Genomic DNA, 14,127 nt, shown 5'->3' with positions numbered 1-14,127 from the left:
CATGCGGTTCGCCACCTACCTCCACGACGGACGCAAGCAGGCCGGCGTGCTGGACGACGAGCGGCTGCGTCCCCTCGGCACGGCTTCGCTGATCGACGTGCTCGGCGACCTGCCCGGTGCCGCGGCCCTCGCCGGTCCGGCGGGGCCGCACGTGTCGGAGGTGCGGCTGCTCGCGCCGCTGCAGCCGCCGACCGTGCGCGACTTCGTCACCTTCGAGGAGCACGTCGAGGGCATGCGCGCGGGATCCGGCGTGCCCGAGCAGTGGTACGCCGCGCCGACGTTCTACTTCGGCAACCCCTACGCCGTGATCGGCCCGCACGACGACGTGCCCGTGCCGCCCGGCTCGGAACTGCTGGACTTCGAACTGGAGGTCGCGGCCGTCATCAGCCGCGAAGGCCGTGACCTGACACCGGAACAGGCCCGCGACCACATCGCCGGGTACACCATCTTCAACGACTGGTCCGCGCGCGACCTGCAGACCGCGGAGATGGCGGTCGGGCTCGGCCCGTGCAAGGGCAAGGACACCGCCACGACGCTCGGCCCCTGGCTCGTCACGCCCGACGAGCTGGAGCACCACCGCGACGCCGACGGCCTGCTGCACCTGGAGCTGACCGCCGAGGTCAACGGCCGGGTGGTGGGCTCCGACCTGCTGTCGAACATGAGCTGGACGTTCGAGGAGATGGTCGCCTACGCGTCCCGCGGCACCGCCGTGCGTCCCGGTGACGTGCTCGGTTCCGGCACCTGCGGCAACGGCGGCTGCCTGGCCGAGCTGTGGGGCAGGGGAGCCGAGCGGCACCCGCTGCGCCCCGGCGACGTCGTCACCCTCACCGTCGAGGGCATCGGCGCCGTCAGCACGACCGTGGTCCCCGGAGCGGAGGTCAAGCCGCTGCCACGAGCCCGCCGGCGGCCTCGCCGCACGATCACCCCGTAACTGGAACAAGAGCAGGGCCGGTGCCGTTCGGAACCGGCCCTGTTTTCTATGCGAGCCGCACGCGTAGTGGAAGCGACTCCCACGCACGCAACGTGTTGTTGTGGTGCCGCTTCGCCTGTCCCGCGATCTCGATCCGGTCCACCCGCTTCGCCAGCGCCGTCAGCAGAGCGGACGCCTCCAGACGTGCGACGTGCTGCCCCACGCACTGGTGCAGCCCCATGCCGAACCCGACGTGGCCGGAAGGATCACGAGCCAGGTCGAACACGTCGGGCTCGCTCCACCGCCGAGGATCCCGGTTCGCGGCCCCCAGGAACATCAGGACCTTCTTGCCCTCCGGAACGGTGACGCCGGCGATCTCGACGTCCGCGGTGGCGGTCCGGAAGAACGACTGCACGGGCGACTCCCACCGCACGGCCTCGTCGAAGGCCACCTTCGCCAGGGCCGGGTCGGCGCGCAGCCGCTGCCACTGGTCCGGGTGGGTGGCGAAGGCGTACAGCACGGCGGCCAGCCCGTGCACCGTGGTGTCGACGCCTGCCGAGAGCAGCGAGCGCACCACCAGCGGGGCTTGCTCGCCGGTGATGTCGCCGCGGTCCGCGGCTGCCCAGATCGTGGCGCCGAAACCGTTGTCGCTCAGCACGTCGCGGGTGCACTGGGCGTCGACCCAGGCGGACAACGCGCCGATGCCGCCGGTACCCCGGGCGACGAGGTCGTTGTGCGGGCCGAAGGCGTTGAACAGGTGGTCGCCGTACGGGAGCAGGTGCTCCCTGCCCTCGCCGGGGATGCCCACCGCGTCCGGGAAGACCCGCAACGGGAACGCCTGCGCCAGCCGGGTGATCGCGTCGAACTCGCGCTCGGCGAGCACCTCGTCGACCAGCCTCTCGGCGTCGGCGAACCAGGCCTGCTGGAGCTTGCGCAGCGCTCTGGGGCCGAGGACCTTCTCCAGGACCGCGCGCGGAGCGTCGTGGTGCGGGGGATCGGCTTCCAGCAGCAGGCTCGGCGGACGCCAGGGCTTCTCCCGGCGGAAGTTGCTCAGGCCGACGCCCGCCGCCGACTGGAAGTCCTGCCAGTCGCGCAGGACGGCGTGGACCTGCTCGTACCGCCCGAGGGCGTACACGTCGCAGGAACTGAGGTGAACGACCGGTCCGGCCTCGCGCAACTGCCGCTGGAAGGGAATCGGGTCTTCCAGCACTTCGGAGGAGAACGGGTCCACTTCGGACACGGGAAGGGTGAGCACGACAGCCTCCTGGGGGTTCACGCGTCGAGGACGAGCCGGCCCGAACCGCTCCTGGACACGCAGGGGAACAGGCAGTCGGCCGCCGCGCGCTCGGAGTCGTCCAGAATGGAGTCGCGGTGTTCCGGCCGGCCTTCGATGACAGCGGTCTCGCACGTGCCGCACGTCCCCTGACGGCAGGACGACAACACGTTGGCGCCCACGGCGTTGATGGCGTCGAGCACCGACTGCCGCGGCTGCACGACGACCGTGACACCGGTCCGGCGGAGCTCGACCTCGAACGGTTCGTCGCGGGCGGCAGAGGTCTCCGCGGCGGGCACGAACCGTTCGGTGCGCACCTGGCCCGCCGGGTAGCCGGCGGTCAGCCGTTCCAGGGCTTCGAGCAGGGGAGTGGGCCCGCAGCAGTGGATCCGGGTGTCCGATCCCGGCGGAGGCAGGTGCGCGGGCAGGTCCAGCAGGCCGAGCTCGTCCTGCGGCACGACGGTGGCGCGGTCGCCGTGACCGGCCAGCTCGTCGCGGAACGCCATGCTGCCGAGGCTTTTGCCGCCGTAGAGCAGGTGCCAGTCGACGCCGACCAGCGCCGCCTGGTGGATCATCGGCAGCAGCGGCGTGATCCCGATGCCGCCCGCTAGGAACAGGTAGCCCGGTGACGGCGCGAGCCGGAAGTTGTTGCGCGGCGCGCTCGCGGCGATGCGGTCACCGCACCGGAGCCGGTCGTGGACGAAGGCCGAACCACCCCGCCCGGACGGTTCCCGCAGGACTCCGACGCGGTAGCTGCCGCTGTCCCACCGGTCACCGCACAGCGAGTACTGCCGGACCATGCCGTTGGGCAGCACCAGGTCGAGGTGCGCGCCAGGAGACCAGTCCGGCAGCCGGCGCCCTTCGGGATGGCGCAGGGTCACCGCGGTGACGCCGTGCGCCACCGCGGACTTCTCCGTCACGACCAGGTCGATCAGATCACCCATCGGCCGGCACCGGCTTCGCGTCGGTCGACTTCACCGCTCGGGTGATGACGGAGAGCAGGACCGCGAGCGCACCGATCACCAGCAGCGCGGAGGAGAGGCCGCCGACCGCCACGGACAGGGCCAGCACCACGAGCGGGCACACGAACTGCCCGATGAACAGCGCCGCCGTCCACAGGCCCGACGCGCGAGGGCGTTGCGCGAAGGTGAGCCGGCCCAGCGCCCAGGTGACCAGCGCGGGCAGGAGCAGGCCGTTGCCGAGCCCGGTGACGGCGGCGCCCACGACGACCACCGGCGTGCTCGGCGCGAACGCGAGCACGGCCAGTCCGATCCCGGACAGCAGGAACGCGAGGGTCACGGTCACCCCGGGACCCCGGTGCGCCAGCGGGGTGAACAGGAACGCGCCGGCGGCCGTCGCGAGCGAGGCCAGCGCGCTGATCATGCCGATGGTGGCGGTGGACACGACACCGACACCGCTCAGCACGTACGGCAGTTCGACGATCAGCGTGTAGAACACCAGGCCTCCCACCAGCGTCACGCCGATGGGCGCCGCCAGCAGCCGCCACGCGAGCGCGACCGTCCCGCCGCGGTCCTGGCGGTCGGCGGGCTCCCACAGGTACCGGACCGCCATCACCGCGAGCGGCAGACTCGCGGCGTAGAGCCAGAACGGCGTCCGCCAGCCCTGGGCGCCGAGCAGCCCGCCCAACGCGAAGAACAACGTGGCCGCGACGGTCGTGCACACGGTCTGCAGCCCGAAGTACCGCTGCCTCTGCTTGCCGTGGAAGTAGTCGGCGAGCAACGTCGTGCAGCACGTCATGATGGCGGCCTCGGCGACCCCGACGAGGACCCGGCTGGCCACGACCAGCTCCAGCGTGGGCAGCCACAGCGGCGCGGTGCCGAAGATCCCGTACGCGACGAGCCCTGCGACCAGCAGCCTCTTGCGCCCGGTCCGTTCCACGACCCGCCCCGCGAAGGGAGCGGTCAGCCCGATCATGAGCGCGGGCGCCGTCAGGACGATCGGAGTGAGCACCGAAGCCCCCGGCGTCGAGGCGAACGCCTGCTGGATGGCCGGCAGCACCGGTGCGAGCAGCACCGACCCGAGCACCGGCAGGCAGCTCGCGAGCAGCAGGACCAGAGCTTGGGAACGTCCCGCGGGCCGCTCGCCGTCGATGAGGAGGCTGCCGCCGGGGCGTCTGCCCGGCTTCTCGGGACGTGAGGCTCGTTGCGACACAGGCGTCTCCGGTCAGGTGCACCTGCCGATCTCCGATGACCGGCAACAGTGGCCCTAGTTTTGGTGCGCCGGGACGCCGTGCGGAAATCACTAATCCTGACTGCCGGTATCCATCGCGTGGATGGCCTCTAGGCGCGGGCCAGCGTCTCGGCCAGGAACGGCAGGGAGTGCGCGAGGACCTCGTCCGGCGTCTGCACGTGCGGGTAGTGCCCGGCTCCCTCGATGATCGCCAGCTCCCCGCGTCCCCGGGGCAGGTCGGCGATGATCTTCTCGCCCTCGGCGCGCGGGTCGGCCCAGTCGGGATCCGCGGTGCCCATGACGACCAGGACCGGGCAGGGAACGTTGGCCAGCTGCGTGCCGGCGTCGGCCGGGCTGGTCTTGCACATGGCCTGCAGGGCCTTCATCCGGCCGGGTTCGCGCAGCTTGGACTCGATGCGGGCGAGCTCGGCGTCCCAGTCGGCGGGCTTGGCCGGAACCGCCAGGTCGAGGTAGCGCTTCCAGCTGTCCAGGCTTCCCGCGAGCAGGACCTTCAGCAGCTGCGTGTAGCCCGCGCGGAAGCGCTTGACGCGCACCATGCCCCCGAGGTCGACGGACTGCGCGCGCGTGAACGGCGCGAGCTCGACGACGCCGGTGACCACGTCGGGTGCGGTGGCGGCCGCGATGGTCGCGGCACCGCCGCTGATCGACTGCCCGATGATCACGGCGGGCCCGCCGAGGTGGCGGACGACGGCGACCAGGTCGCCCGCGATGTCCGTGCGGCTGTACCCGGTCCACTCCACGCTCGAGTCGCCGCAACCGCGGATGTCGACGTTCGCGACCCGGTACCCCTGCGCGGCCAGGAGCGGGGCGAGGAAGCGGTAGGAGTGGCGGCTGTCGCCGATGCCGTGCGCCAGCACGACGAGCGGCCCCTGCCCGGTCACGTCGTAGGCGATGGTGCCGCCGTCGATGTTCAGGTACTCGGTCATGCCGTCCTCCGAAACAAAGCTAATGTCGTTAGCTAGAGGCTAATGGCATTAGCTAGCTGGTGTCAACGAGGCGGAGACCGGGGGTGCCGCTAGATCGGGAACTGACCGCTGCGCCAGTGCCAGTGGCGGCCCGCCCGCAGGTGGTCGACGACGGCGCGCCGGAGCAGCGTGTCGCGCGGCAGCCGGTCGAGCGGGGTGCTCAGGGTGCGGAACACGAACCGCCGCACCTCGACGTCGGCGTCCAGTCCTTCCGGTTCCTCGTAGGGCTCCAGTTCGAACCGCTGCTGGAACCGGATGATGTTCGAGTCCGCCGGCAGGTACTCCTGCAGTTGCGGGTCGAGCAGCCACGAGCCGCAGGAGAACGCCGTGTAGTGCTCGCCGGGGAAGTGGCGGGGGAAGAACGCGCGGGCCTCGTCGAGTGACGCCGTGACCGCTTCCGGGGTCATCGGGCCCGAATCGGGGATGTGCAGGGAAATGGCGGTGCCGCCGCGGTGGTGCTGCAGCCGGCCGAGCTCGTAGACGGCTCCGCGCGCGTGCAGCGTGAGCCAGCTCTGCATGACCGGCCAGCCCTCGCGCTGCATCCGCCTGTCGACCGCCAGGTTGCGGCCGATGTCCGCGAGGGTCGTCCACGACACGGCGTCGGCGATGTCGTGCTCGCGGTGGTACCTCGTGACGACGCCGGTCAGGGCCAGATACGCGTACACGTAGAGGTGCCGCCAGGCCGGGCCGCGTTCGCGCGGCAGCTCCGGGCCGGGGGACAACCACTGGTGGCCGCCGAGATCGGCCTGGACCAGGGCGATCGAGCGGTCCAGCAGCCAGCGCAGCTCGGGTGTCCACAGTGGAGAGTCGGCGTCCGGCCAGCCCTCCATGACCTCCGCGGCGTCGTCCGGCGACACCGCGAGCCGTTCGAGGATCGCGGGCGCGCCGGCCTTGGCGGGCAGCGGGGCTGACGGCCGGTCACCGGCGAGCCGCTGCACGCGTTCGACTTCCGAGACGGGAACGCCGAGCCGGGCGGCGGTGTCCTCCAGATCCACGAGGACGACCCTACCGGCCCTGGCGGTTCGAATGCGCTCAAAGAATTCGTCTTTTTTAGCAACCAACAATGCGCGGGACCGGCCAGTCGAACGCATTCGACTCTTCTTGACCGCGCGGAGATCATCCCTCACAGTTGTTGAAGGCGGCCATATCCGCCGTAATGGCATCTCTGTCACGTAATGGTTGTCGCTCTGAACGGGTGTGAATGACCGCTCGGCGCAAGCGGTCTTTCAGATGCCGCCCGCTCGCGATCCTCACCTCGATGAAGAGGAGCACGCCCATGGCCGGATCAGGCCACCCCTCCACCCCCGCCCCCCGCGCCCGCAGACGACGCGCGGCCGGCATCACCGCCGCCGTGGCCGTCCTGCTCGGCGGTCTGGTGGCGGCCTTCAGCGCGGCGCCCGTGTCGGCGGCGACCGTCGACACCACCGCCTGGTACGTCCTGGTCAACCGCAACAGCGGCAAGGCCCTGGACGTCTACAACCTCGCCACGAACGACGGCGCGCGCATCACGCAGTGGGCCCGCAACGACGGCAACCAGCAGCAGTGGCAGTTCGTCGACTCCGGCGGCGGCTACTACCGGCTGAAGTCGCGGTTGTCGGGCAAGGTCCTCGACGTCCACAACTTCTCCACCGCCGACGGCGGCGCCATCGTCCAGTGGGCCGACTCCAACGGCACCAACCAGCAGTTCCGCCTCGCCGACTCCGACGGCGGGCACGTGCGGCTGGTCAACCGCAACAGCAACAAGGCCGTGGAGGTCCAGGGCGCTTCCACCGCCGACGGCGGCAACGTCGTGCAGTACAGCGACTGGGGCGGCACCAACCAGCAGTGGCAGCTCGTCCGCGTCGGCGGCGGGACGGGCCCGACCACCACGACGAGCAACCCGCCCGGCGGGTGCTCGCTCCCGTCGACCTACCGCTGGTCGTCCACGGGCCCGCTGGCGCAGCCGAAGCAGGGCTGGGTGTCGCTCAAGGACTTCACCCACGTCATGCACAACGGCAAGCACATCGTCTACGCAACCACGCACGACACAGGCACCAGCTGGGGCTCGATGAACTTCACGCCGTTCACGAACTGGTCCGACATGGCCTCCGCCAGTCAGAACGGCATGAACAGCGGCGCGGTCGCGTCCACGCTGTTCTACTTCGCACCCAAGAACGTCTGGGTGCTGGCCTACCAGTGGGGCCCGACCACCTTCAGCTACAAGACGTCGAGCGACCCCACCAACGCCAACGGCTGGTCGTCCGCGCAGACGCTGTTCACCGGGCGCATCCCCAACTCCGGCACGGGTGCCATCGACCAGACGATCATCGGTGACGGCCAGAACATGTACCTGTTCTTCGCCGGTGACAACGGCAAGATCTACCGCGCCAGCATGCCGATCGGGAACTTCCCCGGCAGCTTCGGGTCGTCCTACACGGAGATCATGAGCGACACCACGAACAACCTCTTCGAGGGCGTCGAGGTCTACAAGGTCCAGGGCCAGAACCAGTACCTCATGATCGTCGAGGCGATCGGCAGCAACGGGCGCTACTTCCGCTCGTTCACGTCGAGCAGCCTCAACGGTTCCTGGACTCCGCAGGCCGCCACCGAGCGCAACCCGTTCGCCGGCAAGGCGAACAGCGGTGCCACCTGGACCAACGACATCAGCCACGGCGACCTGATCCGCACCAACCCCGACCAGACGAAGACCATCGACCCCTGCAACCTGCAGCTCCTCTACCAGGGTCGCAACCCGAACTCCGGCGGCGACTACGGCCTGCTGCCGTACCGGCCGGGTCTGCTGACGCTGCAACGGTGAGTCACGCCATCAGAGGAGTGAGGAGTACCGAACATGGCTGAATCCAGTTCCCGCCCGCGGAGCCGCGAACGCGGCCGCACGGCAGTGCTCGTCAGCGGTGCCTGCACCGCGCTGGTCATGGCGCTGACACCGGTCGTCGCCGGCGCCGACGTGGGCATCGCCGCCACGTGCTCGAGCCAGACTGGCAACAACGGCGGCTACTACTACTCGTTCTGGACCGACGGTGGCGGCAGGGTCTGCATGGACTTCGGGTCCGGCGGCAACTACAGCACCTCGTGGAGCAACGTCGGCAACTTCGTCGGCGGCAAGGGCTGGAGCAACGGTTCACGGCGGACCGTGAACTACTCCGGCAGCTTCAACCCGTCCGGCAACGCGTACCTGACGCTGTACGGCTGGACGTCGAACCCGCTCGTCGAGTACTACATCGTCGACAACTGGGGGAACTACCGGCCCACCGGCACCTACAAGGGCACCGTCACCACCGACGGCGGCACGTACGACATCTACCAGACGATGCGGTACAACGCGCCTTCGGTGGAGGGCAACAACAAGACGTTCCCGCAGTTCTGGAGCGTCCGGCAGCAGAAGCGGACGGGCGGGTCCATCACCACCGGGAACCACTTCGACGCGTGGGGCCGCGCCAACATGCGGCTGGGCAACTTCAGCTACTACATGATCATGGCGACCGAGGGGTACCGGAGCAGTGGCAACTCCAACATCACCGTGAGGTGAGCGCCGTCGAATGACGTGGATCCTCCTCCGCCGCCCGTGTCGCGCCGCGACGCTGCCGGGCAGTGGGGGAGGAGCGCGCGGCAATGGTGGCTGGTGGAACTGCCATGCTGGCGACGCGACGCGACGCGACGCGGCTCGCCGAGGTGAAGCGGGAACGCGCGGACGTCCGGGCCTCACCGCCTGCGGACTGTCCACACGGGACCGGATCGAGGAGTTCATGGCCGAGGAACGGCGACCCGTGCGGCCGGCGCCGTCCGGCACCCGTCACACCGTTCCCGGTGCACTGCTGGCCGACCTGCGCGGCGCCCGCCACAGCCACCCCGGAGAACTCGCCGCAGTCCTGGCTTCCTGGTCGTTGCGGCCCTTGACCGGCGGCCGCAACAACGACGTGTACGCCTGGGACGGAATCTGCGTCAAGCTCTACCGCAGGACCGACCGCAACCGGGTCGAACGCGAGTGGCACGGCCTGCGCCACGTCGCGGAGCTGGGTGTCGCACCCCGGCCTCTGTGGTTCGACGAGCACCCCAGCCGGCCCGCCCTCGGCATGACCCTGGTTCCCGGCAGCCCCGCGGACGAAGGCGTCTTTCCCCCGGCCCTGCTCACCGATCTGGCCGGCGCGACCCGTGCGATGCAGGCACTTCCGCTCACCGAACCTCTCGCGGCGATGGCGCGCGTCGACTCCATCGCCCGGTACGTCGCCCGCCTCACCGACGAGTGGCCGGTCCAACTCTCCGAAGCCCCCGGCGACGAGCACACCCCGCAGATGCTGACGTTGCTGCGGCGCTGGCGAGCGGGCAACGACGCCTGCCTGCTCGCGCAGCCCGCACCGAAGGTGTTCAGCCGCGGTGACGCCAATCTGCTGAACTGGCTGCACCACCACACCGGGCTGCACGTGGTGGACTTCGAGTTCGCCGGTTTCAGCGATCCCGCCGTCGATGCGGCCGACCACGTCGAGCACATCAGCGCCTGCCACGTGCCCGACGCCTGCTGGTTCCCGCTCACCGAGGCCTTCGGCGACCGCGATCGCGCCCGGTTCGACGCTGCCCGCCGCACGATCGCGCTCCGGTGGCTCGCGGTGCTGTGGAAGCAACGCGGCCACCGGCCGCACGAGTTCCTCCGGCAGCTCGACCGGGTCCGGACTCTCCTCGCCTGACCCGGCGGGTCATCGGAGACCGGGGCGGTGCTTCGTGGAGCCCGGCCTCGTCCCTCAGATCCGCGTCATGGTGGACCGGTACCCGCCGCCTCCGGGGTAGGTCCATTCCCCGGTCACCGCCGTGCCGTCAGGGCTGAACGTGCCCCGGTAGTACGCGGGGCCGCCTTTCGCACCGCCCCAGATGGTCAGCGTGTCGCCGTCCAGTTCGTAGACGTAGTCGAGGGTGTTGCCGGTCGAGTCGTAGAACCGGGACACCACGTCCGCGCCGGCGGGCTCGCCGAACGGGCGCAGGGTGCCGATCACCTCCATCCCGGTGACGGGCTGGCCGTACTGGGTGAGCTCCACGTGCTGGAGCAGGAAGAACCGGCCGGCCATCCACTCGTACCGGACGGTTCCCTCCGCTCCACCGGTCACGGTCCACGCGCCCACCAGCCGGTCGAGCGCCTGCAGACCGGCACTCGGCCGCACTGTCGATTCGGTCATCTCGTTCTCCTCGAGGTCGGTTGTCGTGCACCGGAACCTCGGAGCGGCCGCACCGGCCTCGACACCCGACGGCTATGACTCAGGTCACATTCGAATCGTGTCGAGGCGGGGGAGCCGGCGACGTGGTCGCGGTGAGCACTCGTCAAGGAGGAGTCATGACCACCCGCACCGCCCCCGCTGTTCACGCCGGACGCCGGCACCTGCTGCTGGCAGGTGCCCTCGCCGGGCCGTTCTTCTTCGCCTCGTCGATCACCCAGGCGCTCGTGCGGGAGGGATTCGACATCACCCGGCACCCGCTCAGCCTGCTCGCCACCGGTGACCACGGCCGGCTCCAGGTCCTGACCTTCGTGCTCGCCGGTCTGGGGGCGCTGGCACTGGCGGTGGGGTGCCGGCGCGTGCTCGCCGACGGGATCGGCAGGCTCGCCGTGCCGGTCCTCGTGGCGGTCTTCGGTGCCGGGCTGGTCGTCGCGGGACTGTTCCCCATGGACCCGGAGAACGGGTTTCCCGCGGGGACTCCCGATGGGCCGGTGGCGCGAATGTCGTGGCACAGCGTCGTGCACTCGGCCGCGGCGGCGGTGGCGTTCACCGCGCTGGCCGTCGCGGCGATCGTGCTGGCGGTGCGGTGTGCCCGTGAACGGCGGGTGCGGGCGGCGGTGCTGAGCGGGGTGGCCGCACTGGTGCTGGTGCTGCCCATGTCGCCGGAGTTCATGAGCATCCAGATCGCGGTGAACGGCGTGGTGGCGTTCAGCTGGACGACCGTCGTCGCGTTGTCGCTGCGTGCCGCCGCTTGACCGTCGTACCGTTGCCCGGGGCTTGATCGAGAGGAAACGTCGTGAAGTACCTGCTGCTCAGCTACACCCCGGCCGCCGCGTGGGACGCCGCCACCGCGGACGTCCCGTCCGAGGAGGCACTGGCCGCGTTCGCCGCCTACCAGGAGTTCGAACGGGAACTGGTCGCGAGCGGCGAGTTCGTCAGCAGTGAGGGCCTCGGCCACCCCGTGGTCAGCACCACCGTCCGCAGGACCGAGGGCGGCGTGGTGGCGACCGACGGGCCGTTCGCGGAACTCAAGGAGGTCCTCGCGAGCTTCGCCGTGATCGACGTCGTGAGCCACGAGCGCGCGGTCGAGATCGTCGCGCGCATCGTCGGCGCACTGGGTGAGCCGATCGAGATCCGCCCGATCATGGGTGAGGACTTCGGCGCGTGACCGGGCACGTCGAGCACCTGCTGCGCACCGAGGCGCCGCAGGTGCTCGGTGCGCTGGTGCGGCGCTTCGGCCAGTTCGACACCGCTGAGGACGCCGTGCAGGAGGCTCTGCTCGCCGCGAGCCGGACGTGGCCCGCCGACGGCGTTCCGGACAACCCGCGCAGCTGGCTGATCCGCATCGCCTACCGCAAGATGGTCGACCTGCTGCGCTCCGGCCAGGCCCGCCGCCGGCGCGAGCAGGAAGCCGGTCTGGCCGAACTGGCCTCGCGCGAACCGGCCCGCGACGCGGGCCCGCCGCCGGACGTCGACGACAGCCTCACCTTGTTGCTGCTGTGCTGTCATCCCTCACTGCCGGCCACGTCACAGGTGGCGCTCACCCTGCGCGCGGTGGGCGGTCTGACCACGGCCGAGATCGCGCACGCCTACGGCACCACCGAGAACACCATGGGCACGCGGATCAGCCGTGCCAAACAGCAACTCGCCCGCGCCGGAGCCCGGTTCACGCCGCCCGCCGACAACGACTGGACGAGCCGCACGGCGGCCGTCACGCAGGTGCTGTACCTGATCTTCAACGAGGGCTACACGACCTCTTCCGGCACCGAGCTCACCCGCGTCGACCTGACCCGGGAGGCGATCCGGCTCACCCGCCTGCTCCACGCCACCCTGCCGACCGCCGAGGTGACCGGTCTGCTCGCGCTGATGCTGCTCACCGAGTCACGGCGACTGGCCCGCACGAGCGCCGACGGCCACCTGGTCCCCCTGGAACAGCAGGACCGGACGCGGTGGGACGCCGAACTCGTCCAGGAAGGCACCGCACTGATCGACGGCGTCTGGAACCGGCAGGAGGCCGGCCCCTACCAGCTGCAGGCCGCGATCGCGGCCGTCCACGCCGCCGCCGGGTCACCCGAGCGGACGGACTGGCCGCAGATCGCCGCGCTCTACCTCTGGCTGGAGCGGCTCACCCCCACCGCGCCGGTCCAGCTCAGCCGGGTCGTCGCGGTGGCCCACGCCTACGGCCCCGCCCGAGGGCTGGCCCTGCTCGACGACCTCGACCGGCGCCACGGGCTCGACCGGAATCCTCTTACGCACCAACGGGAACGCGCCGTCCGCGCTCATCTGCTCCAGATGACCGGCGACACCGCCGAGGCTGCCGCTCTCTACCGCGAAGCAGCCTCCCTCACGGACAACCAGCTCGAACGGCGCTACCTCCACGACAGGGCCGACCAGCTGGACCGCGGCTGAGACACCGGGCCGCGATCAGTGGTCGTACATGGTCTCCAGCGCCGTGCGGCGGGCGGCGACGTCGTCGGCGTCGTCACCGAAGACGATCAGGTGCACCGTGGTCTGGTTGATCGGGTTGTCGGTGCGGCGGGTGTCGTGGCCGCCGGTGACGAGCAGCCCTCCGCGCAGCAGCGCGGGCCTCAGCGCGGCCAGCAGCGCGGAGATGGGGGCGGAGGTGGTGAGCTTCGTGGACTCCGACGGGCGGTCCAGGTCGTCGGGGCGGATGGTGTGCAGCGCCAGCAGGGGGATGGACCCGCTGGTGATGCGGAAGTTCAGGTCGAGCATGACCATTCTTCCGTCGTGGGTCTGGGCGCAGTCGAGGCTGCACATGCCGCGGTAGCCGACGTCGGCGGCGCGCTGGGCGATCGCCAGGCATTCGGTGAGCAGGTCGGCGGGGAGCGGGACGACGAGTCCGAAGCGGCCGCCGGTGTAGACGCCGTCGGCGTCGATGCGCTGGTCGGTCACGGCGAGCAGGCGGGCCTGGCCGTCGGCGGCGACGTAGAGCTGCACGCCCCAGTTGCGGTGGATGCTCAGGTACTCCTCGACGACGACCTCGCTGAGGATGTCGGTGAACGCGGGCAGGTTCACCGGGTCCCCGGCGCGGTGCAGGTAGACGTCGAGGCTGGCGCCGTGGGCGGCGTTGGTGGCGGCCTTGAGGACCCAGGACTTCTCGGCGGGAGCGGCCAGGGCGAGCTCGTCGGTGGTGACGATCTGGCGGCGGGCCTGGAAGCGCGGGTCGACGAACGTGCTGATGCTGGCCTTGTTGTTGAGGTAGCCGACGAGCTCGGCGCTCTTCACGGAGCGTTCGTCCGGGTACAGGCTGGTGGGCTGCGGGTACTCCATGGACAGGCGCAGGCCGTCGCTGAGCGCCTCGGTGACGCGCAGGGCGAACTCGGCTTCGCTGCGGAACTCGCGCGCGTCGGTGCCGACCGGCAGGCCGCCGTCGCGCATGGCGGCGATCAGGTTGGGTTCGGTGCCGCCCGCGCTGCTGATGACCGGGGTGTCGGCGGCGATGGCGAGGGGACGGGCGGACAGGACGTCGCGGGTGTTGCGGTGCCTGCTCGACGGCACGGTCGGTTCCTGGGCGGGGCGCGCGCAGACGGCGATGTCGGGGCCGTA

14 protein-coding genes are annotated in these 14,127 nt (G+C 70.7%); 7 read left to right on the top strand and 7 right to left on the bottom strand.

The window, feature by feature from the left end; all coding sequences use genetic code 11:
* Position 1: 1 nt before the first annotated feature.
* Positions 2–931 carry a fumarylacetoacetate hydrolase family protein gene (locus DFR72_RS02240; RefSeq protein WP_090064267.1) on the top strand — a complete coding sequence of 310 codons (930 nt, stop codon included), beginning with the start codon at positions 2–4 and terminating at the stop codon, positions 929–931.
* 46 nt (positions 932–977) lie between these two features.
* On the opposite strand, the gene DFR72_RS02235 is transcribed toward DFR72_RS02240, so the two are convergent.
* From DFR72_RS02235 to DFR72_RS02215, 5 genes are all read right to left on the bottom strand, one after another.
* The gene (locus tag DFR72_RS02235; RefSeq protein WP_090064582.1) at positions 978–2,165 is read right to left on the bottom strand and encodes a cytochrome P450; all 1,188 of its coding nucleotides are present in this window, start codon (positions 2,163–2,165) and stop codon (positions 978–980) included.
* A gap of 17 nt (positions 2,166–2,182) precedes the next feature.
* Positions 2,183–3,127 carry a PDR/VanB family oxidoreductase gene (locus DFR72_RS02230; protein ID WP_090064268.1) on the bottom strand — a complete coding sequence of 315 codons (945 nt, stop codon included), beginning with the start codon at positions 3,125–3,127 and terminating at the stop codon, positions 2,183–2,185.
* On the bottom strand, positions 3,120–4,355 hold the full coding sequence (locus DFR72_RS02225; protein WP_245982435.1) for an MFS transporter: 1,236 nt from the start codon (positions 4,353–4,355) through the stop codon (positions 3,120–3,122). Before DFR72_RS02225 ends, DFR72_RS02230 begins: the two co-directional genes overlap by 8 nt.
* 128 nt (positions 4,356–4,483) lie before the next feature.
* Positions 4,484–5,320, bottom strand: a complete 837-nt coding sequence (locus DFR72_RS02220; protein WP_090064269.1) for an alpha/beta fold hydrolase — start codon at positions 5,318–5,320, stop codon at positions 4,484–4,486.
* A gap of 89 nt (positions 5,321–5,409) precedes the next feature.
* Entirely contained in the window at positions 5,410–6,354 is a 945-nt protein-coding gene (locus DFR72_RS02215; RefSeq protein ID WP_090064270.1) for an acyltransferase domain-containing protein, read from the bottom strand.
* 263 nt (positions 6,355–6,617) lie between these two features.
* Between DFR72_RS02215 and DFR72_RS02210 the strand changes: the two genes are divergently transcribed.
* From DFR72_RS02210 to DFR72_RS02200, 3 genes are read left to right on the top strand one after another with little or no spacing between them, the layout of a single operon-like run.
* Positions 6,618–8,156, top strand: coding sequence for a non-reducing end alpha-L-arabinofuranosidase family hydrolase (locus DFR72_RS02210; protein WP_245982433.1), 1,539 nt, complete (start codon positions 6,618–6,620; stop codon positions 8,154–8,156).
* 33 nt (positions 8,157–8,189) lie between these two features.
* Positions 8,190–8,888, top strand: coding sequence for a glycoside hydrolase family 11 protein (locus DFR72_RS02205; protein WP_090064272.1), 699 nt, complete (start codon positions 8,190–8,192; stop codon positions 8,886–8,888).
* Positions 8,889–8,898: 10 nt separating this feature from the next.
* A complete protein-coding gene (locus tag DFR72_RS02200; protein WP_090064273.1) occupies positions 8,899–10,041 on the top strand; it encodes a phosphotransferase family protein in 1,143 nt (380 codons plus the stop codon).
* A 54-nt stretch (positions 10,042–10,095) separates the two neighbouring features.
* Here DFR72_RS02200 and DFR72_RS02195 read toward each other — a convergent pair whose 3' ends face one another.
* The gene (locus DFR72_RS02195; protein ID WP_090064274.1) at positions 10,096–10,524 is read right to left on the bottom strand and encodes a hypothetical protein; all 429 of its coding nucleotides are present in this window, start codon (positions 10,522–10,524) and stop codon (positions 10,096–10,098) included.
* Between the two features lie 155 nt (positions 10,525–10,679).
* On the opposite strand from DFR72_RS02195, the gene DFR72_RS02190 reads away from it, so the two are divergent.
* The 3 genes from DFR72_RS02190 to DFR72_RS02180 are packed head-to-tail and all read left to right on the top strand — an operon-like array spanning position 10,680 to position 12,969.
* Positions 10,680–11,315, top strand: coding sequence for a DUF998 domain-containing protein (locus DFR72_RS02190; protein WP_090064275.1), 636 nt, complete (start codon positions 10,680–10,682; stop codon positions 11,313–11,315).
* A 41-nt stretch (positions 11,316–11,356) separates the two neighbouring features.
* Entirely contained in the window at positions 11,357–11,728 is a 372-nt protein-coding gene (locus DFR72_RS02185) for a YciI family protein (RefSeq protein WP_090064276.1), read from the top strand.
* Positions 11,725–12,969 carry an RNA polymerase sigma factor gene (locus DFR72_RS02180; RefSeq protein ID WP_090064277.1) on the top strand — a complete coding sequence of 415 codons (1,245 nt, stop codon included), beginning with the start codon at positions 11,725–11,727 and terminating at the stop codon, positions 12,967–12,969. The genes DFR72_RS02185 and DFR72_RS02180 overlap by 4 nt, the downstream gene beginning before the upstream one ends.
* Positions 12,970–12,984: 15 nt before the next feature.
* Here DFR72_RS02180 and DFR72_RS02175 read toward each other — a convergent pair whose 3' ends face one another.
* The gene (locus tag DFR72_RS02175) at positions 12,985–14,079 is read right to left on the bottom strand and encodes a hypothetical protein (protein ID WP_090064278.1); all 1,095 of its coding nucleotides are present in this window, start codon (positions 14,077–14,079) and stop codon (positions 12,985–12,987) included.
* Positions 14,080–14,127 lie beyond the last annotated feature (48 nt).

Source organism: Lentzea flaviverrucosa (assembly GCF_003350445.1).
In the GTDB taxonomy this organism is placed as follows: Bacteria; Actinomycetota; Actinomycetes; order Mycobacteriales; family Pseudonocardiaceae; genus Lentzea; species Lentzea californiensis.
This window is presented reverse-complemented; position numbering and strand designations above follow the sequence as displayed.

Excerpts from the sequence above, each read along its gene's own strand:
- DFR72_RS02210 (WP_245982433.1), top strand. The coding sequence starts at position 6,618 with ATGAAGAGGAGCACGCCCATGGCCGGATCAGGCCACCCCTCCACCCCC.
- DFR72_RS02230 (WP_090064268.1), bottom strand. The coding sequence starts at position 3,127 with ATGGGTGATCTGATCGACCTGGTCGTGACGGAGAAGTCCGCGGTGGCG.
- DFR72_RS02190 (WP_090064275.1), top strand. The coding sequence starts at position 10,680 with ATGACCACCCGCACCGCCCCCGCTGTTCACGCCGGACGCCGGCACCTG.
- DFR72_RS02195 (WP_090064274.1), bottom strand. The coding sequence starts at position 10,524 with ATGACCGAATCGACAGTGCGGCCGAGTGCCGGTCTGCAGGCGCTCGAC.
- DFR72_RS02240 (WP_090064267.1), top strand. The coding sequence starts at position 2 with ATGCGGTTCGCCACCTACCTCCACGACGGACGCAAGCAGGCCGGCGTG.
- DFR72_RS02205 (WP_090064272.1), top strand. The coding sequence starts at position 8,190 with ATGGCTGAATCCAGTTCCCGCCCGCGGAGCCGCGAACGCGGCCGCACG.
- DFR72_RS02200 (WP_090064273.1), top strand. The coding sequence starts at position 8,899 with ATGACGTGGATCCTCCTCCGCCGCCCGTGTCGCGCCGCGACGCTGCCG.
- DFR72_RS02220 (WP_090064269.1), bottom strand. The coding sequence starts at position 5,320 with ATGACCGAGTACCTGAACATCGACGGCGGCACCATCGCCTACGACGTG.